Source organism: Spirosoma taeanense, assembly GCF_013127955.1.
In the GTDB taxonomy this organism is placed as follows: domain Bacteria; phylum Bacteroidota; class Bacteroidia; order Cytophagales; family Spirosomataceae; genus Spirosoma; species Spirosoma taeanense.
Map to the genome: position 1 here is coordinate 4004828 of NZ_CP053435.1, position 20173 is coordinate 4025000.

At 53.4% G+C, this 20173-nt stretch carries 19 protein-coding genes and 2 rRNA genes (1 of these 21 only partly in view); 5 read left to right on the forward strand and 16 right to left on the reverse strand.

Annotated elements, in window-relative coordinates:
- Positions 1 to 15: 15 nt before the first annotated feature.
- Positions 16 to 807, reverse strand: a complete 792-nt coding sequence (locus tag HNV11_RS16795; RefSeq protein WP_171740761.1) for a 3-keto-disaccharide hydrolase — start codon at positions 805 to 807, stop codon at positions 16 to 18.
- A gap of 187 nt (positions 808 to 994) precedes the next feature.
- On the opposite strand from HNV11_RS16795, the gene HNV11_RS16800 reads away from it, so the two are divergent.
- Positions 995 to 2233, forward strand: a complete 1239-nt coding sequence (locus HNV11_RS16800; protein ID WP_171740762.1) for a multidrug effflux MFS transporter — start codon at positions 995 to 997, stop codon at positions 2231 to 2233.
- Between the two features lie 29 nt (positions 2234 to 2262).
- A complete protein-coding gene (locus HNV11_RS16805) occupies positions 2263 to 2925 on the forward strand; it encodes an NAD-dependent epimerase/dehydratase family protein (RefSeq protein WP_171740763.1) in 663 nt (220 codons plus the stop codon).
- A 17-nt stretch (positions 2926 to 2942) separates the two neighbouring features.
- Here HNV11_RS16805 and HNV11_RS16810 read toward each other — a convergent pair whose 3' ends face one another.
- Together HNV11_RS16810 and HNV11_RS16815 are read right to left on the reverse strand one after the other, a co-directional pair.
- Complete coding sequence (locus HNV11_RS16810) at positions 2943 to 3401, reverse strand: YybH family protein (RefSeq protein WP_171740764.1); 459 nt, start codon at positions 3399 to 3401, stop codon at positions 2943 to 2945.
- 94 nt (positions 3402 to 3495) lie between these two features.
- Positions 3496 to 4194: a YMGG-like glycine zipper-containing protein gene (locus HNV11_RS16815; RefSeq protein WP_171740765.1), complete on the reverse strand. Its 699-nt coding sequence runs from the start codon at positions 4192 to 4194 to the stop codon at positions 3496 to 3498.
- Positions 4195 to 4406: 212 nt separating this feature from the next.
- Here HNV11_RS16815 and HNV11_RS16820 point away from each other — a divergent pair, with 212 nt between their 5' ends.
- The gene (locus HNV11_RS16820; protein ID WP_171740766.1) at positions 4407 to 5138 is read left to right on the forward strand and encodes a pseudouridine synthase; all 732 of its coding nucleotides are present in this window, start codon (positions 4407 to 4409) and stop codon (positions 5136 to 5138) included.
- Here HNV11_RS16820 and HNV11_RS16825 read toward each other — a convergent pair.
- On the reverse strand, positions 5135 to 6496 hold the full coding sequence (locus HNV11_RS16825; protein ID WP_171740767.1) for an amidohydrolase family protein: 1362 nt from the start codon (positions 6494 to 6496) through the stop codon (positions 5135 to 5137). The genes HNV11_RS16820 and HNV11_RS16825 overlap by 4 nt on opposite strands.
- Positions 6497 to 6854: 358 nt before the next feature.
- Here HNV11_RS16825 and HNV11_RS16830 point away from each other — a divergent pair, with 358 nt between their 5' ends.
- Complete coding sequence (locus HNV11_RS16830) at positions 6855 to 7226, forward strand: hypothetical protein (RefSeq protein ID WP_171740768.1); 372 nt, start codon at positions 6855 to 6857, stop codon at positions 7224 to 7226.
- Between the two features lie 72 nt (positions 7227 to 7298).
- Here the strand turns inward: HNV11_RS16830 and HNV11_RS16835 are convergent, their stop codons facing one another.
- The 8 genes from HNV11_RS16835 to HNV11_RS16870 all read right to left on the reverse strand — a co-directional run bounded on the left by HNV11_RS16835 (position 7299) and on the right by HNV11_RS16870 (position 15633).
- A complete protein-coding gene (locus tag HNV11_RS16835) occupies positions 7299 to 8726 on the reverse strand; it encodes a Gfo/Idh/MocA family protein (protein WP_171740769.1) in 1428 nt (475 codons plus the stop codon).
- A gap of 108 nt (positions 8727 to 8834) precedes the next feature.
- The gene (locus tag HNV11_RS16840) at positions 8835 to 9767 is read right to left on the reverse strand and encodes a sugar phosphate isomerase/epimerase family protein (protein WP_171740770.1); all 933 of its coding nucleotides are present in this window, start codon (positions 9765 to 9767) and stop codon (positions 8835 to 8837) included.
- Between the two features lie 51 nt (positions 9768 to 9818).
- Entirely contained in the window at positions 9819 to 10916 is a 1098-nt protein-coding gene (locus HNV11_RS16845) for a Gfo/Idh/MocA family protein (protein ID WP_171740771.1), read from the reverse strand.
- 59 nt (positions 10917 to 10975) lie between these two features.
- The gene (locus HNV11_RS16850) at positions 10976 to 12298 is read right to left on the reverse strand and encodes a PQQ-dependent sugar dehydrogenase (protein ID WP_171740772.1); all 1323 of its coding nucleotides are present in this window, start codon (positions 12296 to 12298) and stop codon (positions 10976 to 10978) included.
- 233 nt (positions 12299 to 12531) lie between these two features.
- Positions 12532 to 12957: a response regulator gene (locus HNV11_RS16855; protein WP_171740773.1), complete on the reverse strand. Its 426-nt coding sequence runs from the start codon at positions 12955 to 12957 to the stop codon at positions 12532 to 12534.
- The gene (locus HNV11_RS16860; protein WP_171740774.1) at positions 12954 to 14570 is read right to left on the reverse strand and encodes a sensor histidine kinase; all 1617 of its coding nucleotides are present in this window, start codon (positions 14568 to 14570) and stop codon (positions 12954 to 12956) included. The genes HNV11_RS16855 and HNV11_RS16860 overlap by 4 nt, the downstream gene beginning before the upstream one ends.
- Positions 14500 to 14862, reverse strand: a complete 363-nt coding sequence (locus tag HNV11_RS16865; protein WP_171740775.1) for a PAS domain-containing protein — start codon at positions 14860 to 14862, stop codon at positions 14500 to 14502. The genes HNV11_RS16860 and HNV11_RS16865 overlap by 71 nt, the downstream gene beginning before the upstream one ends.
- A gap of 237 nt (positions 14863 to 15099) precedes the next feature.
- A complete protein-coding gene (locus HNV11_RS16870; RefSeq protein WP_171740776.1) occupies positions 15100 to 15633 on the reverse strand; it encodes a GreA/GreB family elongation factor in 534 nt (177 codons plus the stop codon).
- A 314-nt stretch (positions 15634 to 15947) separates the two neighbouring features.
- Here HNV11_RS16870 and HNV11_RS16875 point away from each other — a divergent pair, with 314 nt between their 5' ends.
- Positions 15948 to 16322, forward strand: a complete 375-nt coding sequence (locus HNV11_RS16875; RefSeq protein WP_171740777.1) for a DUF3244 domain-containing protein — start codon at positions 15948 to 15950, stop codon at positions 16320 to 16322.
- A 91-nt stretch (positions 16323 to 16413) separates the two neighbouring features.
- On the opposite strand, the gene HNV11_RS16880 is transcribed toward HNV11_RS16875, so the two are convergent.
- The 4 genes from HNV11_RS16880 to HNV11_RS16895 all read right to left on the reverse strand — a co-directional run.
- The gene (locus HNV11_RS16880; RefSeq protein ID WP_171740778.1) at positions 16414 to 18588 is read right to left on the reverse strand and encodes a xanthine dehydrogenase family protein molybdopterin-binding subunit; all 2175 of its coding nucleotides are present in this window, start codon (positions 18586 to 18588) and stop codon (positions 16414 to 16416) included.
- Positions 18589 to 18590: 2 nt separating this feature from the next.
- Complete coding sequence (locus tag HNV11_RS16885; protein WP_171740779.1) at positions 18591 to 19070, reverse strand: (2Fe-2S)-binding protein; 480 nt, start codon at positions 19068 to 19070, stop codon at positions 18591 to 18593.
- A 145-nt stretch (positions 19071 to 19215) separates the two neighbouring features.
- A 5S ribosomal RNA gene (gene rrf / locus HNV11_RS16890) occupies positions 19216 to 19327 on the reverse strand.
- Between the two features lie 126 nt (positions 19328 to 19453).
- Positions 19454 to 20173: ribosomal RNA gene (locus tag HNV11_RS16895) — 23S ribosomal RNA — on the reverse strand; it runs 2120 nt beyond the window's last position.

Below are 20173 nucleotides of genomic sequence, written 5' to 3' on the forward strand. Positions count from 1 at the left end.
CTTTGTTTCGCAGCCTTAGAAATCCGTGTCGGCCTGGTTAAAATCCATCTCCTTAATCCAGATGTTCCGATACAGCACATCATGCCCTTCGGCCTGTAGTTTAAGCCCGCCGGGCGCATCGGTAATGCCTTTGCCGCCGTCGTTACCGCCGTCCATGCCGGAGTTTGGTCCGCCCCAGACCTGATTAATCGTCTGGTTCGTGTGCACTTTCTTGCCGTTGAAATACATCGTCATCATCGCGGGTTCGGTGCGTTTGCCGTCCTGAAAACGAGCCGCCCGGAATTGAATGTCGTAGGCATTCCACTTGCCGATACCGTTGTAGGCGTAATAGGGCGAGGGCGATTCGTTGATCACGGCTCCCAGTCCGTGCCGGGTGGTGTCGCCGTCGAATATCTGAATCTCGTAGCGGTTCTGCAGGTACACGCCACTGTTGCCACCGGACTTGCTGACGTAAAACTCGACGTGCAGCCGGAAATCGCGGTACGGTTTCTTGGTCACAATGTCGGCGGCTCCGTATTTGCCGCCCGCAGCTGAGGGGTCATTGCTGTTCAGGGCCATACCGCTCCCAGCCGGATCATTCTCAACCGTCCACTTGATGGGCAGCGTAGCGGCCAGTCGCGGCCCCTGCCAGTACGTCCACTTTTCGTCGAGCGTTTTGCGGGAACCATCAAACAGCACCTCAGCCCCTTTGGGCGCTTTGACGCCAATGCCTACGTCGGGCTTACTGACGGAGATCATGCCAGCGCTGACTACCAGCAGCAGTAAGGCAGGCAATACGATACTTGGATTACGGATGAACGCGATCATGAGGTCGTGACTGGTTAGATTAAATTAACGAAACGATACACTTACGTAAGAATATCCGTCGCCACATCTACCGGTGTCGAACGACCATAGCTTATTACCGAAACCTAAAGTTATCAGACTAGATTATCTGGATTGGAACAAACGCGCAGGTGTAAACGTCTTTTCAAAGAAGCTCCGTCCTGAACGCATGACACGCCGACAGCATTTTATAATTATTTTGATCCTGGGGACGCTCTCCACGATCAGTCCCTTTTCGATTGATATGTATCTGCCGGGCTTTCCGGCCATTGCCCAAAGTCTTCACACAACCATTGCGCAGGTTCAGTTATCGCTGACGGCTTACCTGATTGGTATTTCGGTGGGGCAGCTTCTTTACGGACCCCTGCTTGACCGTTACGGCCGGAAACTGCCGCTGTATGCAGGTCTGGTTATTTATCTGCTGGCTTCGATTGGCTGCGCGACCACCACCTCCATTGAAACCCTGATTCTGATGCGGCTTTTGCAGGCCCTGGGTGGCTGTGTGGGTCTGGTGGCAGCTCAGGCGCTGGTGCGCGACATCTTTCCGGTTAATGAAATTGCGCAGGTCTTTTCGCTGCTGACGCTGGTTGTGGCCGTCTCCCCCATGATTGCCCCAACAATTGGCGGCTATGCCACTGTCGCTTTCGGCTGGCACTCCATCTTCCTGATTCTGGCCGGTATTACGGCTCTGATTCTGGTCAGCATTTATTTTCTTCTGCCGGATGGTAAAGCGCCTGATCCTTCGCTGTCGCTACGTCCGAAAGCCGTTCTGGGTAGTTTCTGGATGGTGTTGAAGCAGCCGCAATTTCTGACGTATGCGCTGGTGGGCGGCATCGCTACGTCGGCCCCCTTCGCCTATATCTCCGGCTCGCCCGATGTGTTCATGAACATCTATAAAGTTAGCGAGCAGGAATACGGCTGGATTTTTGCCTTCCTGGCCATTGCCATCATCGCCCCAACCCAATTGAACCGTATTCTCCTGAAACGATTCACCAGCGAGCAAATCATCCAGACCGTCCTGATCTATCAGTCTCTTGTCGGGGTGCTGCTGGTGGGGGGAACCTGGGCGGGCTGGTATGGGCAATACGGCCTGATTGGTATGCTGTTTCTGTTCCTGGCCGGGCAGGGGCTGACCGGACCAAACGCGTCGGCGCTTTCACTGGCTCCGTTTGTCCGGCACGCGGGCAGCGCTGCGGCCCTGATGGGCAGCTTTCGGATGGGGTTTGGCGCGCTGGTATCGGCTACCGTGAGCCTGCTGCACAACAACACGGCCGTTCCGATGGTGGGTGTCATGACGTTCTGCGCCGTCAGTGCCCTACTCATTCTCCTCATTGGCCAACGCGCTATTCAATACCGAAGTACCCGGGAAACTGATCTGGAAACTCCGCTTTCTGAAGCGATACTTTGATCGTTGGTCCATCATAAAAACTCAGTACGATGAAAATCCGGGCAATCATAACCGGCGCTACGGGTATGGTCGGTGAAGGCGTTCTGCACGAATGTCTGCAACACCCCGACGTTGAGCAGGTGCTAGTGATCAACCGACGACCGGGTGGGGTGTCGCATCCGAAGCTGACCGAGATCATCCATACGAATTTTTATGATTTCTCGTCCATCGAGTCTCAACTGACGGACTTCAACGCCTGTTTCTTCTGCCTGGGCGTATCGTCGGTCGGCCTGAACGAAGCCAGGTTCTACCGGCTGACCTACGACCTGACGCTACATGTCGCCCAGATACTTTCCCGGCTGAATTCCGACATGACGTTCTGTTACGTTTCGGGGACGGGCACCGATAGTACCGAACAGGGCCGAACCATGTGGGCACGGGTGAAAGGCGCAACGGAAAATGCGTTGATGCGGTTACCGTTCAGGGCTGCTTATATGTTCCGCCCCGGCTACATACACCCTACGAAAGGGCTGAAAAATACAAAGCCGTATTACGCTGTTCTTTCCTGGCTGTATCCCATCCTGCGCCGATTCTTCTCGAAATACGTCTGTACTCTGGAAGAAGTTGGTATGGCCATGATAAACGGGGCCAGCCGGGGCTATCCAATCTCCATTCTGGAAGTAAAGGATATCGTCCGGCTGGCCCACAGTTAAGTAGTCGGTTCAATTTGCTACTGGTTTTTGGCCTGCACGGGCAGGTCTTCCAGTTGGGCGTAACTCAGTTTCCAGTTGTTATCGTCAGCTTTTTTCCAGAGCAGCATATAATTTCCCTCACCGAAACCGTGGGGTTGCTCCGGGCTGCCGGGCAGCACATCGACGGAGAACGTACCCGCTTCGTAAGCCGTCCGGTCGTCCGTGCCGGAACTGACTACGTTGGTCTTCAGATCGCTCAGCGTTGGCAGGGTTTCCTGGACCCACCGCTTGGCTACTTCTGTCTTCCCTTTGAAGTGGGTGCTACCTTGCAGAAACTGGACATCGTCGGCCAGGTACGAAATAATCTTGTCGCCGTTTTTATTGTTCCAGGCATCAATGAACTGCCGGTTAAGTTCCTGAACATTGACGGTATCGCCGGATTTTGAACATGACGCCAGCAGGGCTGACAGGAACAAAATATGAATGATCGCTTTCATAGGTTGTGGTGTTTAACTGAATGATGCAACATTTGGGCAGTTTCTTCCCTACGCCCGGTTACTGAGCGGATACGTAGGGAAGAAACGAGGTGGATCACCAGCTTTTCCGCCGGTATTTCGAGTCGCCGTAGGGCGTCGACGGATCACCGTAGGATTCATTGAGCAGGAATCCATCCTCCACGAGGAACGGTATGGGTGCGCTGGGCGTATCCAGAATTGTCGCCGGGCGAGTCGCGGTCGCTGCACTGGCTCTTCGGCTTCGGGTGGGCGCGGCAGAAGCGACCGTATAGGTCCGGTTCATATTGCCATGGGCCAGTTCGGTATGCTCTTCGGCGGCCTGGGCAGCGGCCCGTTCGCGGGCTTCCCGTTCGGCAGCCGCAACCCGGGCGGCTTCTTTACGTTTGTTGTCGATACGCTTGCCGATTGCATAACCCGCGGCTCCGCCGGCAACGCCACCAATCACCCCACCGACGACGCGGTTCCGTTTGTTGATCACCGCACCAGCGGCTGCGCCGGTGCCAGCGCCGATAGCCGTACCTTTGGCCTGGGGACTCCAGCGACGACCGTTTTTGCCAACTGCGTAACCGGCTGCGCCACCAGCTACAGCGCCCACCACGCCCCCTACGACGCGGTTTCGTTTATTGATAATAGCACCAGCCGCACCGCCGACACCAGCGCCAATGGCAGCACCTTTTGTTCCGGGGCCCCAGCCACGGAGGGCCTGGGCCTCAACAGAATGACCTAACACCAGGGTGGATAAGGCCAGCATGAAACAAGCTCGAATCGTTCTCATAGTCTAAGTTGTTTTAAGATTTACAGACCCCAGAGGCTTGTAAAAGCTAAGTAACGGGGCTTATTCCGTTATTGTTTGGAGCTTAGAACAATGGAACCCCCGATGGTTTAATATTATTTCTGAACTGCACCGATCCTCGCCAGCGCTGGGCTGTCCGGTTCCGCAGGGCGTATCCTCAAAAAATTCCGTAATTCGCAGCCTAACTTTTTTTAATGTTACGTCCTCAACCTCTGCCTATCCTGTACCAGTCCGACGATCTGGTTGCGATCAACAAGCCGCACGGTCTGCTCGTCCACCGCTCACCAATTGCCAGCGACGCGAGCGAGTTTGCGGTGCAACTTCTCCGCGATCAGCTGGGTCAGCGCGTTTATCCGGTTCACCGCCTGGATCGAAAAACGGGGGGCGTCCTGCTGTTTGCCCTGAACGAAAGCATGAACAGTGCTATGCAGCAGCAATTTGCTGATGGGCTGGTCACGAAAACGTATGTGGCGATTGTACGCGGCTTTACGCCCGATGAGCAGACCATTGATTACCCGCTCCGCCGGGACGATCGTCCCGATGAGCCTGTTTTTCAGGAGTCCGTAACGGTGCTGAATACGTTACGTCGCACAGAGATTTCGCTGCCATCTGGCAAACACGCTACATCGCGCTATTCGCTCGTTGAGCTAAGGCCGCTGACGGGCCGGATGCACCAGTTGCGCAAACACATGGCGCATATTCTCCACCCTATTATTGGTGACCGTCCCCACGGCTGCAACAAGCAGAACAAGCTCTTTCTGGAGCAGTTCAGCATGAACACGATGCTGCTTCATGCCCAACAGATTCGCTTTCAGCATCCCGTTACCGGGCAGGAGATTACAATCAGCGCGCCCTGGCAGGCTGAGTTCAGCCGAATGGCTCAAACGTTATTTCTAGACTCTGACGTAACGGCCGTGGGCAGTTAGTTCTTCTCCAGTTTCTTTAACTCCTTCTGGATGAAGGCTTTCGACAGCCAGTTCGTGCCGATCATAACGCCCTCGATGTTTCGGGTCTGGTTGATGTCGCGGAGCGGATTGCCATTCAGCAGCACCAGGTCCGACTGGTTTCCAGCCTTGATTACACCCGAATCAGGCTTGTTGAGATAAGCCGCTACGTTAACCGTTCCGGTACGCAGGGTTTCGTAAGGCGTCAATCCGGCATCGACGATGTATTTCATTTCGTGGTGGATTGAAAAGCCCGGTACGTTAAACACCTGGGGCGCATCGGAACCCAGTAGCAGCGGCACACCATTCTTCTGACATTCAGCGATGAGCTTCCGGCGAATCTGAATCAGCTTTTCGGCGTGTTCTTTTGAGAATTCGGGGTTGGCGGTGTAGGTATTCTTCGCCCGGACCCAGCCCTGCACCTCCTGCGGTTTCATGTATTTCATCTCCGGGTCGTTGGTGAAGCGTTCCGCCGGCAGGGGCGACAACCAGCGTTCTGCCAGAGCCTGCGTCGGTACCACACGAATCTGTTTGTCGCGCAGGCCCTTCATCAGCTTCGGAATCTGCGCGGCATCGGCCCGGTAGGCAATCCACGAGCCAAACAGGCCCGTTTCCTGTTCAGCCAGCGTGTCCGTTCCCGGCGTGATGGCTTCGATAAATCCGTCGAGGTGATCAATGGAGGAATAATCAGCCTCAATGGCCCGCCAGACACCCACGTTGAACGAAACGTGTCCGACGAACGGAATACCGACTTCATGGGCAGTACGGGCAATGGCCGGAAAGGTTTCTTTGGTCAGGCCCGGATGCAGCTTAAGAAAATCGTAGCCAGCGGCTTTCTGCTCCCGTACCATTTCGGCACCCCGTTCCGCCGTCTTTACGGTCTGCCCATTGAACGACGGACCGGTCGTATAAAAATGCGGTCCCAGAATTTCCCCGCTATTGACTTTACTGCGCAGTTCCAGATGTTTCGGATGGCCCAGCATCCCGCGAATGGTCGTGATGCCGTTGGCGAGGTAGAGCATCAGCACGTCCTTCATCGGCTCAATGTCGTCGATGGGCGGCACGTGCGCGTGCATTTCGGCCCAGCCGGGCATCAGGTATTTTCCGGTTGCATCGATTACCAGGGCATTGGCCGTTATTTTCTGACTACCCGCATTCCCCAGTGCCGTGATTTTACCATTCCGAATAACAACCGTCTGATTTTCCAGCACCCGCTCCCGGTCCATTGGAATGACATTCACCCCGCGAAACACAATATCGCGCTGGCGGTTGCTGATCAGTTCCTGCGCGTAGCCCGAAACAGACAGCGTAATGCATAGAAGAACAGTAAGGAATTTCATAGCGTAGCAGGGTTTAGCAGTTAGGAAATGGTCCGGCCGGACACCGGTAAATTTATCTAATTCGCCCTAAATCTGTTCACGATTCTGACGGTGCGACCAGAACACTTACGAATCGCATTCGCTTAGGCGATGACCGGTCGGGAATCTACTGTTCGGACCCGGATTACCGATGGCTCAATACCAGGCCAGACAGGCAGGTAACGAATTTATTAATAGCTAATTTCAATAGCGAAGTAAATTATAACGTGCAGCTTTTATGAAAAACCGGACCAGATCTCTTGTGCTTCTAGGCTTACTGCCTTTGTTTAGCCTTTGTTTTACGCCGGTCAGTAAGCCTGACATTACCGGCGCCTGGCGAATGACAGCCCACCGAATATCACCCGCCAACAAAGACGGCATTTCCGATCTATATGCTCATTTTAAGGATTTGTATGGGGGTTGTCGGGAGGATATGGGCGTTACGTTCAATGCCGATGGAAGTCTGAAAACCAGTCCGGTGAGGGGTTGTCAGAACCCCTTAGGCAACCTGATCATGAAAGCGGCTGCGTCGTTTATGCCCTCCGGAAAAACGTCCTGGGAAACGACGGACAGCAAAATTATGCTCAAGGATACGAAAGGGAATCAGCGGGAGTATGACCTGCGCGTAACCGACGCGACGATGCAGTGGCTTTTTGATGAGAAAGATAAGGATGCCACCGTGCAGCATACCATCGAATTCAAGCGGGAGTAGCTGTTGGCAACTCAGCCCAAACAAAAAGCCTGTCCTTATACTGGACAGGCTTTTTGTTTACGTTGCATTCCATTAAACGGCGTTGCCGATTTTCATCTTCATCGGGTCCCAGCTGACCACTTTCTTCTGGAACAGGCTCATGTTGCCGCACTGCGTTGGACCGCAGGCCCGCAGACCAAACGTAGCGTCCTCGATGTTCGGCTTGTTGTCGCGCATCGAGTTGAAGAAGTTCACAAAATGTTCGTAACGATCGCCTTTGTAGTCTTTTGGAACGACGTATTTGAACTCCTTCGGTCCTTCCATTTCGGGACGCGATGGGTACATCTTGTTGTATTCCGCAATGAACAGCTCCTTCTGGTCTTTGGGGAAATTGTCGATCGACATACCCGGTGCTTTCGGGAATTTGTTCTTCCGAACGGTCAGGCTGTCCCAGCCCAGCGACAGGTCGCCTTCGGTACCAACCAGGCGCACAAGATACCCTCCGCCCCCGCCATCGACAAAGTTCGAACGGGTCGTCAGGTTGAACTCCGGATGCTCCGCCGTTTTCGGGTAATCATAAATACTCAGTTGAATATCGGGTACGTCGCGGCCGTCTTTCCAGTACCGCGTGCCTCCGCTTGAATACACCCGGTTTGGCCCGAGCGAGCCGGTGATGGTGTGCAGAGTTGTGAGCAGGTGTACATACAGGTCCCCGGCGATGCCGGTGCCGTAGTCCTGGTAATTCCGCCAGCGGAAAAAGCGGAGCGGGTCCCAGGGGCGCTTGGGGGCGCTCCCGAGGTAGGTATCCCAGTCAACCGTTTGGGGTGATGCATCGGGCGGAATCGAATACTGCCAGGCACCCATGGCGCTGTGGCGGTCGTACTGGGCTTCGGCAAAAACCAGTTCGCCAATATCACCCGCCTTCAGGAGTTCCTTCGCCTTGGCAACGATAATCGAGCTGGCAAACTGGCTACCAACCTGGAACACCTTGCCGGTATCTTTCGACACTTTGATGAGCGTATGCCCGTCGTCGACCTTCTGCACCATCGGCTTTTCGCAATACACGTGCTTGCCTTTCCGCATAGCGTCCGATGAGATTTTTTCGTGCCAGTGGTCGGTTGTCGCGTTGATCACCGCATCAATGTCATTCCGGTCAATCAGTTCACGATAATCTTTGGTGACCATGATGCCATCGCCCCAGAGCTCTTTAGCCCGGCGCAGGCGACCATCGTACAGGTCGCAGGCAGCCACCATTTCAACACCATCGACCATCAGGGCCGTTTGCGTATCGCCGATGCCCATCCCGCCGGTCCCAATCAGGGCCAGCCGCACCTTGCCATTAGCCGTCGTGCTGGCGTGATTCTTAATCAGGTTCAGATACTGGGGAGTAGCCACACCCGCGGCTTTCGTTTCGGCCAGCGCGGTGGGTGCGGCAGCGGCTGCAACACCAAGCGTTTTCAGAAACGACCGGCGCGAATTTCCGCTCGTGCTGCCCGTTGGCTCCTGCTCATTGTTTTTCATAGAATCGTGTTAATTGAGGATATTGTATCCGGCATTAAGCCGGACCGATAAATCGGATATTACAAATAAAACGATTTTTGGCCATTTATTAACACCCTGAAGGCCGCCTTATCCGTTCACAGCCAGGGCTTTCTTTACTTTTTCATAGAATACAGGGACTTTCTGGCGCGGATCGCCCTTGCCAAGCGTTTCAATGGGCAGATAACCCCGATAACCAGACGCACGCACGATCTGCACAATCCGGCCGAGATCCGTCGGCACCTCCCGCCCGTCTACGAACAGGTTTTCCTTGATCTGCCAGGTAGCCGCATAGGGTGCTACCTGAGCAATCTGTGCGTAGGGGTCGCCCAGTTTAAAGCTGCCAATATCCAGGTTTGCTCCCAGCCATTCTGAATCGACCCGCCGTATAATTTCGAGCGTTTGATCGGCCGTCTGCACGTAATCCGCGTGGTTCTGGAACACGATCATAACGCCCTGTTTACCGGCGTATTCGGCGCATTCCCGAATGGCATCCATCATCCAACTGGTCACTTCCGCGCGCGGCTGACTGGGCGACAGTTCTTTACCCAGCCCGGCAAACACCCGCACGACGGGTGCGCCCAACCGGGCCGCTACGTCGGTCCATTTACGGACCAGCTCGACTTCGGCTTTCCGACGCCCCGCATCCGGCAGGGTAAAATCGTTACGAACGCCTGTACCGCTGATGTCGAGCCCCAGCCGAAACGCTTTCCGCTTGATCTCGTACACGTAACGGTCGTCGGGCACGGCCGGATAATTGGGAAAGTAATAGGCGGTTGGGTCAACGGCGTCAAAGCCCAGATCAGCACAGAATTCCAGCACCTGTTCGAGCGTCATCTGCCCGTTCATTAGCGGTTCGTTGAACGAATACAGATTACAGCTTAGCTTGACAGGGCCCGGCTTCGTGGCGCTCGGGGCCGTAACGGTTCCGGCCAATGTCCCAACGCCCGCCGTTGCCACAAGCGGTAGGCCGGCAACGGCGGTTTTGAGAAATGCCCTTCGGCTTGCCTGTGGATTGTCCATATGTGCGCGTTCAGTTCGTCATGTAGCCGAAAACGTTACGTCCGGCAAGCGTTACAGCATCACCGGCTGACCCGTCCGCACCGACTCGTCGCAGGCAAACGCGATTTGCAGACTATTGACGGCATCCTGCATGTGATCGGTCAGGTCGAGGTTTTCCCGAATCGCTTTCAGGAAATACCGCTGCTCCCGGTTGCAGAGCTCCTGATGGTCCGGCTCGTCCTGCATATCGATCCAGGTATCGGCTTCGACAAACTGATCGTCCTGATTCAGTCGGGCACGATGCACGCGCAGCGATTCGGTCTTCGTATGCGAATCAACATTGTCTGACTTGCCGGTGGCTCCGGCGTTCTTGGCAACAATCGACACGCAGCCATCCGGCCCGATTACGTCCTTGACAAAGAAAGCCGTTTCGCTCATCATCGGTCCCCAGCCCGCTTCATACCAGCCCACCGACCCGTCGTCGAACCGAATCTGTAACTGACCGTAATTGTAGTTATCGGCCGGAATATCGTTCGTCAGCCGCGCACCGATGGCGTTCACCTGAACGGGCTTCGAGCGGGTCATCTGACACATGACGTCAATATAATGCACCCCGCAGTCGACAATCGGGCTGAGCGATTTCATCAGGTTACGGTGAACCGTCCACATTGTGCCGTGGCTTTGCTGGTTCAGGTTCATCCGCATCACCAGCGGTTTACCCAGGCTCTGCGCCACCTCCACAAACTTTTCCCAGGATGGGTGATGCCGCAGAATATAGCCCACTACCAGCTTTTTATTGGCCTTCCGAGCCGCTTCAAGCACCCGTTTTGCGCCCACTACGGTATCGGCAACGGGCTTTTCGATGAATACGTGACAGCCTTTCTCAAACGCCATAATGGCGAAGGCTTCGTGCGTATCGGGATAGGTCGAAATGCAGACGGCGTCGGGCTGGGTTTCGTTTAGAGCCGTTTCGTAATCGCTGAACAGGGCGTACCCTCCGCCCAGACGTTCGTTAAGGACTTCTTTACTTTTACCGGTCGAGACAATCCCGCAAATCTCGAATCCATCCAGTTGTTGATAGGCAATAGCGTGCGAGGCACCCATGTTGCCGCAGCCAACCACCAGCACACGTAAGGACTGTTGTGGCAATGAATCAGTTGAAATTGACATGAACACTTGGTTTTAGCAGGCAAGTTATAACGGAACGCTGGCTTGCCCGCTCCTTCTGCTTACTTCCTATTTACGGCAGCCGTTGCCTTCGGGCTTTGGGCTGCGCTACCTTTGTAGGCAATGCGGAACAGGGTCCCGTTTAAATCGTCGGTCACGTATAGTGAGCCATCCGGACCTTGCGCCAGTCCGCAGGGCCGATGCTGAACGGGGCCGGTTGGTTTAACCAGATCCGTTCCGGCAAAATTATCCGCGAAAATCTCCCAGTTGCCCGAAGGTTTTCCGTTTTTGAACGGCACAAACGCGACCATATACCCTTTGTGCAGCGCCGACGACTGGCTGTGAAACGCAACGAAAGCGCCGTTGCGGTATTTCTGGGGAAACAGCGTTCCGGTATAGAACAGCAACCCGTTTGGACCGAGGTGAGCCGGGAAAGCCGCGATGGGCGTGATGGTCTTCTCACCACCCGTCTTTTTGCCATCGCCCCCGTATTCGGGCGCTACAATTTTCTTTCTCTGAATGTGATCATAGTAGATGTACGGCCAGCCGGCGTCATCGCCTTTGTGCAGTTCATACATCGTTTCGGCGGGTAGCTCGGCGCTCTGCTGGGGCGTGTAATACTGCGGATAAAAATCGTGGAACTGCCCCCGGCCGTGCTGCATGACGAACAGGGAGTTGGTTTTTGCGTTCCAGTCCAGGCCCACGACGTTTTTCAGACCCGTTGCGTACCGAATACCGTCGCTGAACTGCTGGTTCGGCACGTTCGCTTTAAACTGCCAGATACCCGCAGCCGAGTCGAGCAGCGGGCACGGCATCATGCCTTTACCGGTGCCGGCCTCCCGGCAGGCGTCGTTATCTGAAGCAATGTTTACGTAGATATTATTCTGATTGTCAACGACAATCGACTTGGACTGATCCCGCGTTTTCACCCGCAGACCGGAAACCAGCAGTTCGGGCTGGTCGGGATTCATGACCTCTTCGTTCTCATTTAGCTTATACCGGTAGATACCCGAGTTTGAGGAAGCATACAGGTAGCCATTTTTGATATAGATGCCCGTACCTGGGTAATCGCCAAAGCCGGTCTGCTCGTCAATGATGCCATCTTTGTTAGTGTCGCGCAGCCGGTAAATGCCTTTCCCATCCTTTAGTTTGGACAGCTTTACGTAGATATCGCCGGTTTTGGTAACGGCAATGTGGCGGGTAGGACCTAGGTCCTCGGCAACTATAGAAGCCGAAAAACCGGCAGGCACTTTCAGGTCAGTAGCCGGAACGGGTTTCGTTGCCTGGTGCGTTGAAGGCGTTTTGTCGTGGCGATCTGCACCAATGCTGTGAACGGCTATCAATACAGCCAACAGACCGGTAAGGCCGGTAAAAGAAGTATGCATGGGGTGATAAAAAAGAGCGTAATCGTTCTGATAAGAAGTCTGACTCCCTTAAGAAGCGCTTTCTGCCCAGAAAATACTACTTACCTGGAAAGTATGCCGCCCGTTGCACGCCATCCCCTGCTGTTTCTGTCGGAACGATACAGATTAGCCATACTAATGTCGGAGCGCCTTTGCTCCCGGTAGCCGACCTTATGGGGAGTTACTTTTGATCAAGGTTGACTCGCTCTGTTTGTTTACGAGGCCTTCCCAACCTTAACCAACTGCTTATGCTCAATTCGCGTGTGCAGTTGCTGAGCGTAGGGACCATATTCGATAAACGTCTCCGGCTTGACTATATAATCAGCCGCGCCCTTATTAAGGCATTTGTCTCTAATAGACGGCGTAGAGGACGTAGATGTAATGATAACCGGGACCCGCGCGTAAGCCGGATCTTCTTTCAGAGCATCCAGAATGTCGTAGCCGTTCTTACCGGGCATGTTAAGGTCCGATAAAATCACATCGGGCAGGGTAGGCCTATGTTCCTCCAGCCATTCCAGTAGGACATTCCCGTTCCGAGCCTGAATGAGAATATCAAACAGACCGGTTTCGTCAAACCCTTTTTTCATAAAGAATTGCTCGTCCTCATCGTTCTCGACAATGATAATTCTGTATTTCTTCATGATACCAGCAGCCCCTCCGTTGTGGCCTGATTGAGGGTAAAATAAAATGTGGTTCCCTTGCCAGGTATTGATTCTGGCCATATTTGTCCGCCGTGCCGATCAACTATTCTTTTGCAAATAGCCAGGCCGATGCCGGTGCCGGGATAATCTTTTTCAGTATGCAGCCGCCTGAATACCTCAAATATTTTCTCCAGATCGTCTTTATCAATACCTATTCCATTATCAGAAACGGCAAACTTTACCTGATCCTTCTCTTTCAGGCATCGAATAAGAATCTGCGGGTCTTCATCAGCCCTGAACTTTAACGAATTACTGACCAGATTCTGAACCAGCTGCATCAGTTGGGTGCGGTTCCCGTAAACACTAGCTACCTGAGTTTCAATCGTAATCCGAGCCTGACTGCTCTCGACGGAGGTCTTTACGTTCTGTAGTACTTCATCGAGTAATTCATCCAGTTTGACCGTCTCCCGCGAAAAAGTGGCTTTACTTACCTGCGAATACTGCAACAGGTTCTGAATCAACTCTTTCATGCGGTTGGCGGCATGAAGCGACTTCTGGATATACGTTTTCAGCTTTTCATCCTGCTGCTGGCTAATCTTCAGGTCAATGAGCTGCAGAAAGCTTTTGATCGTTCGGATCGGCTCCTGCAAATCGTGGGAGACAATAGACGTAAATTGTTCCAGTTCCTCATTCGCAACGGATAACTCGCTATTCGTCTGCTTAAGCTCATTAGCCAGCACCCGGTAGCGATCATAGCTGTTTCGCAGTTCCTTCTCGGCTTTTTTTCGTTCCGTCAGGTCGCGCGTTACCTTCGAAAAGCCAATATGAATACCCTGGGCATTATAGATAGCAGTAATGACTACATTGGCCCAGAACACACTGCCGTCCTTTCGAATCCGCCAGCCTTCTTCTTCATATTTGCCTTCGGCTCTGGCCACTTTCAATTCGTGCGAGGGCTTGCCATTGAGAATATCTTCCTCGGGATAAAAAATAGAGAAGTATTTACCGACAATCTCTTCGTTCGTATAGCCATTAATTCGCCGGGCGCCTTCATTCCAGTTGATGATCCTGCCTTTTTCATCCATCATGAAAATACCATAATCGGTCACCTGCTGCACCAGAGACCGGTATTGTTCTTCGCTCTGGCGAAGGTTTTCTTCGTTTTCCTTACGCTCGGTCAGGTCCCGCGTTACTTTCGAGAAGCCAATAAGCTTATTCTGCTCGTTGTACAGCGCCGTAATGACTACGTTGGCCCAGAAAACAGAACCGTTTCTTTTGACCCGCCAGCCTTCTTCCTCATACCGGCCTGTTTCAATAGCTATCCTGAGTTCTCGCGCTGGCTTCTGACTTTCCAGGTCTTCGGCGGTGTAGAATGTAGAGAAGTGCCGGCCAATAATCTCATTGGCCGAGTAACCTTTTATCCGCCGGGCCCCTTCATTCCAGGTCAGAATATGCCCGGTGGTATCCAGCATAAAAATAGCATAGTCTTTGACGCCTTCTATCATCAGGCGATACCGCTCTTCGCTCTGACGAAGCTCCAGTTCAGCCTGTTTTTTTTTCCGACCTGTCCCGCAGTGTGCAGCAGTAGCCAATCGGCGCTTTTTGTTCATCATACAGGCAGGAGAGTATGTGTTCGCCCCAAAACTTTGTTTTATCCTTTCTGAACTTCCACCCCTCAGCGCTGAATTTCTCATTTTTCTGCGCCAGCCCCAGTTCGTATTCTGCTTTGGTATAATCGTAGTCGGGCTTGTACAGGAACGCTATATGCTGATTCAGCAACTCACTGGCGATGTACCCGGTCATGCTAGATGCCGCCGGGTTAGTAAAGGTGATGTAACCATCTCTATTCAGCATAAAGATAGCATCGGGGATACTTTCGAGTAGTAAACTACAATCGTTGAGCATAGCTATGCCGACAGGTTTCACCTGTAATCAGGGAGGGTAAAATTAACTGGCAGATCAAGTATATCCTTCAGAATCAAGCCCTAATAGCGTATTTACCTATTGTATGGCCATTGGTTATGCCTATACTTTCCCAGAAAAATTCAGGTGCTTTACTGATTATCAATGCGTAAAGGTAGCGAATCACGGTCAACCTTATACGTCTTTACCAGCAGTCGTGTGTATAGAAGCAAGCCGACCCTAATCAGCGTAGTTAATTGCCGTAATTTCCATCACGTCCTCTCCCCGGGCCGTTCGTAAAGTGATCGTATCACCAACACGCTTTCCCTGCATAGCCCGCGCAATGGGAGCTGTGAAAGCAATCCGTCCGTTACCCGCATCGGCCTCATCAACACCAACGATTGTGAACCGGCGCTCGGTATTGCCAGCCGTTCTGGACGAACGGGTACGTAACGTTACGGTAGCACCAAAACGAACGAGCGGGTCTGCGGCCGGGTCCTGATTGGCATGGTCAACTACGTGCGCACTCGCGATACGCTGGTTCAGGGCACCTATGCGTCCGTTTAGCTCGGCCAGCTGGCGGGTGCGATCTGCTTCGTCGCTGGTATGGACCTGCACATGAGCGCGTTCGGCTTCCAGCTCCGCCAGTTCGGCACGTAGTAAAGCCAGCCCACGGGGCGTTACGTAGTTCGTCGCACCCGGTGGTAAAGGCGCCCGCGCGGGTATAACTACCGGATCGTCAGCGGATTCATTTTTGAGAAAAGCCCGGCTCATAGCTACTCTTTTCTAATGAAACGCTTGCTTTCGACTAATGTTTAAGCCGGTCCTCTTTCACCCGATACGCTTCGTCCAGATTTTCGGGCGTTCCGTCGGTCAATTTGAACAGCTCATAATCAGTCAGTTGGGCGGCCGACCACACGCCTGCTACTTTTGTCCGGAAGTGAACAAAGAATGTCCAGTTGCGTACAGCATAAGCTTAATGCCAGATTCACAACCCGTTGACAATCAAGACAAATCGCAATTGGCACAGCCTTTGGCTTACTTCCGGTGAACAGTAAACAACAAACACTTTTAAACCCATTACGACCATGTTACCATTAATGACCAATCTCGTTACATCTCTGCTGTTGAGCAGCGCCATGTTACTTGAGCCTACTACGCCCAAGGCTTTGTCCTTCGATGCCAGCGCTTTTGTTACGATCAACAATCAAATTCGGCTATCGGTCGCAAAAACCGCCGAAGTGCCGGTTGTGGTTACGCTCCGTAATGAAAACAAGGAAGTCTTATACCGCCAGACAATCAGCAAAAAACAGGTGAAAAGCGCCATTCTGTTTACCGTAAACGACCTGAGCGACGGTCAGTACGAGCTGGAAATCAGCTCCAGCGAAGGCAGCATCCGGAAGCAGGTTACGTTGAAAACAGCCGAGATGAAAGCCCCTGCCCGCGTTATTGCCATGCAGTAGAGCAGTCCAACCATTGACGTTCCAACAAGCAGAAAGCCCAGCGCAACTCCGCTGGGCTTTCTGCTTGTTAATCTGACTGAATGGGCTTTAATCAGGAAACCCCTTTAAATATCTCTTCCTCAACAAACGGCTGGTTACGTAACCGTTTGCCGGTAGCTTTAAAGATGGCGTTCGATACGGCTGCACCCGCGGGTGGCAGAGCGGGCTCGCCAAGGCCGGTTGGCTCGATGTTGTTTTCAACAAAATGGACTTCCACGGCTGGAATCTCATTCAGTCGAATTAGCCGGTAGCTATCGTAGTTTTTCTGCTCGGGTACGCCTTCCTTGAACGTAATATTGCCGAACATGGCGTGACCAATACCATCCACAATTCCACCCGTGATTTGCTGCCGTGCACCACTCTGGTTAATCACCACGCCACAATCGGCAGCTGCGTATACCTTTTGCAGAACGGGCTTCCCCTTCTGCACAACCACTTCACCAACCTGCGCTACGTAGGATCGGTGTGAGAAGTACACACTGAAGCCCTGGGCAATGGGCTTTCCATCCGCACCTTTTTTCTTGCCCCATTCTGCTTTTTCGGCAGCCAGTTTAATAACCCCGATCATTCGGTCAATATCGTACTTTATCGCGCCAACGGGTTTCTGCTTGGCCTTATCCAGCAGTTCCAGCCGGAACTGAACGGGGTCTTTGCCCACAGCCATGGCTACTTCATCAAAGAAAGACTGCTCGGCAAACGCCAGGAAGTTCGTAATGGGCGCCCGCCAGGCTCCGGTAGTGATCGGCGACTTATGCTCAACGCTGTCAATCAGCAGATGATCGACCGCTCCGGACGGAAAGTTATCTTCGCGGGTTGGGTTACCGGCGTTAATTCCTACGCCCCGTAACTTATAGCCGATCATATTACCCTGGGCGTCCAGAGCAGCCTCGAAACGGTACCGAACCGCCGGGCGGTAGCTTCCGCCGGTCATGTCGTCCTCACGCGTCCAGATTAGCTTCACCGGTGCGTTAACCAGTTTTGACACCTGTACGGCTTCAAGGACATAGTCGGCTTTGAGCCGTCGGCCGAATCCCCCCCCCATCCGGGTTAGTTCAACCGTCACTTTATCGGGTGAGATACCGAGCAGCTTCGCCGTTTCATTCCGAGCCAGTTCGGGCGTCTGAGTGGGCCCAACCAGTTCTACGCCGTCGGGCCGAACATGCGCAAAGAAGTTCATCGGCTCCAGCGGGCTATGGGGCAGGAACGGGCACTGGTACTCGGACGTAACCACTTTAGCCGCCCCCTTAAAGGCTGTATCTACGTCGCCATCCTTCCTCCGGACGACCGCTTCCTTACTATCCAGCAGTTCCTTGAAAAGCCGGTTATGGTCGGCGCTGCTTTCAAGTTCACCTGCTTTTTCCCATTCAATTTTCAATGCATCCTTCGCCTTCCGCACCTGCCAGGTAGATTTGCCTACAACAGCAACATTGTTGTCATACGTGACTACGTCAACAATACCGGGCATGGCTTTAATAGCGGTCGTATTCACCGACTTCAGTCTGTAGCCAAATGCAGGCCGCTGCAGCATGGCGATCAACATGCCATCGCGGTGAAAATCCAGCCCAAAAAGCGGTTTTCCCGTAATAATTTTGGGATTATCAACATTCCGAACGGTGGTACCAATCAGCTTAAAGTCTTTCTCATCTTTCAGCTTTACATCAGCCGGAACCGGCAGTTGCGCAGCTTCCGTAGCCAGCTCGCCATAGCTTAGTTTACGTTTGCTGGCACCGTGCAGCACAAACCCTTTCTCCGTACTCAGTTCAGCAATCGGTACGTTCCAGCGCCTGGCAGCCGCTTCCATGAGCATCTGCCGGGCCGTAGCCCCGGCCGTCCGTAATCGCTTCCAGGAATGCGGAATAGATCCGCTACCTCCGGCCACCTGCCGCTCAAATTTCTTCGTATCCAGGGGAGCCTGTTCAACAACCACGCGGGTCCAGTCCGCATCCAACTCTTCCGCTACAATAATTGGGAAAGCGGTTTTAATGCCCTGACCTACTTCGGGATTTGGCGAGAGAATCGTGATTACCCCCTGCGGGTTAATCGATAAATAGCTATTGAAGTTAATGCCCGGGGGTAGAGCCGAAGCAGCCGTTCCGGTTGATAAAGCCGATCTAGTGCCTACAGCAGCTTCTGACTCAAGCCAGTTAAAGCCAATTAGCAGACCGCCCCCGGCGGCAGCGGCTACTTTCAGAAAATTCCGTCTGCTTTCGTTGGTTGAAGTTGCCATGGCTATTTCGTGGTTTTAGGAGCCGAAGAAGACGCAGCCGCTACTTTGACTGCTTCACGAATACGGTGATACGTACCACACCGGCAGATATTACCAGTCATTGTAGCATCAATTTCACTCTGGGAGGGCTTAGGATTACGTTTCAGCAAAGCCGCAGCGGTCATTATCTGCCCCGCCTGACAATACCCGCACTGGGGCACGTCAATTTCATTCCACGCTTTTTGAACCGGATGCGTACCATCTGCAGATAGCCCTTCAATTGTGGTCACTTTTCCTTTGCCTACAGCCGATACGGGCAGCACACAGGAGCGAACAGCTTCACCGTTAAGGTGTACCGTACAGGCACCACACTGAGCGATACCACAGCCGTATTTTGTACCAACTAATCCAAGATTATCACGCAGTACCCACAAGAGCGGAGTATCTGGATCAACATCAGCCTGATAGCTTTTACCGTTGACCTGTAGTTTAAAAAGAGCCATTAGTCTAAGGGGTTGGATGGAAGAGGCAAGGTACAAAAAAAGCCTAAAAAGGTATTCCCTTAAACTTATATTTAAGCCCCTTTAAACGCGAAAGGCCGCTGAGCGCCCCAATAGGGGATCCAGCGGCCTTCGCCCTCAATGCACCAGGTGGCACCTTCCTACTCTCCCGCTTGTGACAGCAGTACCATCGGCAGTACGGGGCTTAACGGCTCTGTTCGGAATGGAAAGAGGTGTCCACCCGCCTTACCAGCACCAACCTGTTGTGACGTCCAGCCAAACCCTAACGGGCCCAGCCTATATCCTGGTGTCTTTTGCCCCACAGAGAGAAACCTTGATGCGCCAACCAGCCAGCCCAACCAATCAACTACCACAAAGACTTATTCACTAACTCGCGTCCGGGCTCATTAGTACGGCTCAGCTCAACACCTCTCAGCGCCTACACCTGCCGCCTATCCACGTGCTCGTCTCGCACAACCCTTTATACCGGATGACTCATCTCGGGGCCAGTTTCGCACTTAGATGCCTTCAGCGCTTATCTTAACCATACGTAGCTACTCGGCCGTGCCTGCGGCCAAACAACCGATCCGCCAGCGGTATGTCCATCCCGGTCCTCTCGTACTAAGGACAGACCCCCTCAGTCATCCAACGCCCACCACAGATAGGGACCGAACTGTCTCACGACGTTCTGAACCCAGCTCGCGTGCCACTTTAATCGGCGAACAGCCGAACCCTTGGAACCTTCTCCAGCCCCAGGATGTGACGAGCCGACATCGAGGTGCCAAACCTCCCCGTCGATGTGAGCTCTTGGGGGAGATCAGCCTGTTATCCCCGGCGTACCTTTTATCCTTTGAGCGATGGCCCTTCCATGCGGAACCACCGGATCACTATACCCGACTTTCGTCCCAGATCGGCCTGTTTGCCTCACTGTCAAGCTGGCTTCTGCTATTGCACTCCCCTGCCGATTACCGTCCGGCATGAGCCAACCTTGGGAAACCTCCGTTACCCTTTCGGAGGTGACCACCCCAGTCAAACTACCCACCAAACACTGTCCCCTTCCGGGTTAGGCAGCCGGTCAGCCAAGGGCGGTATTTCAAGGGCGGATC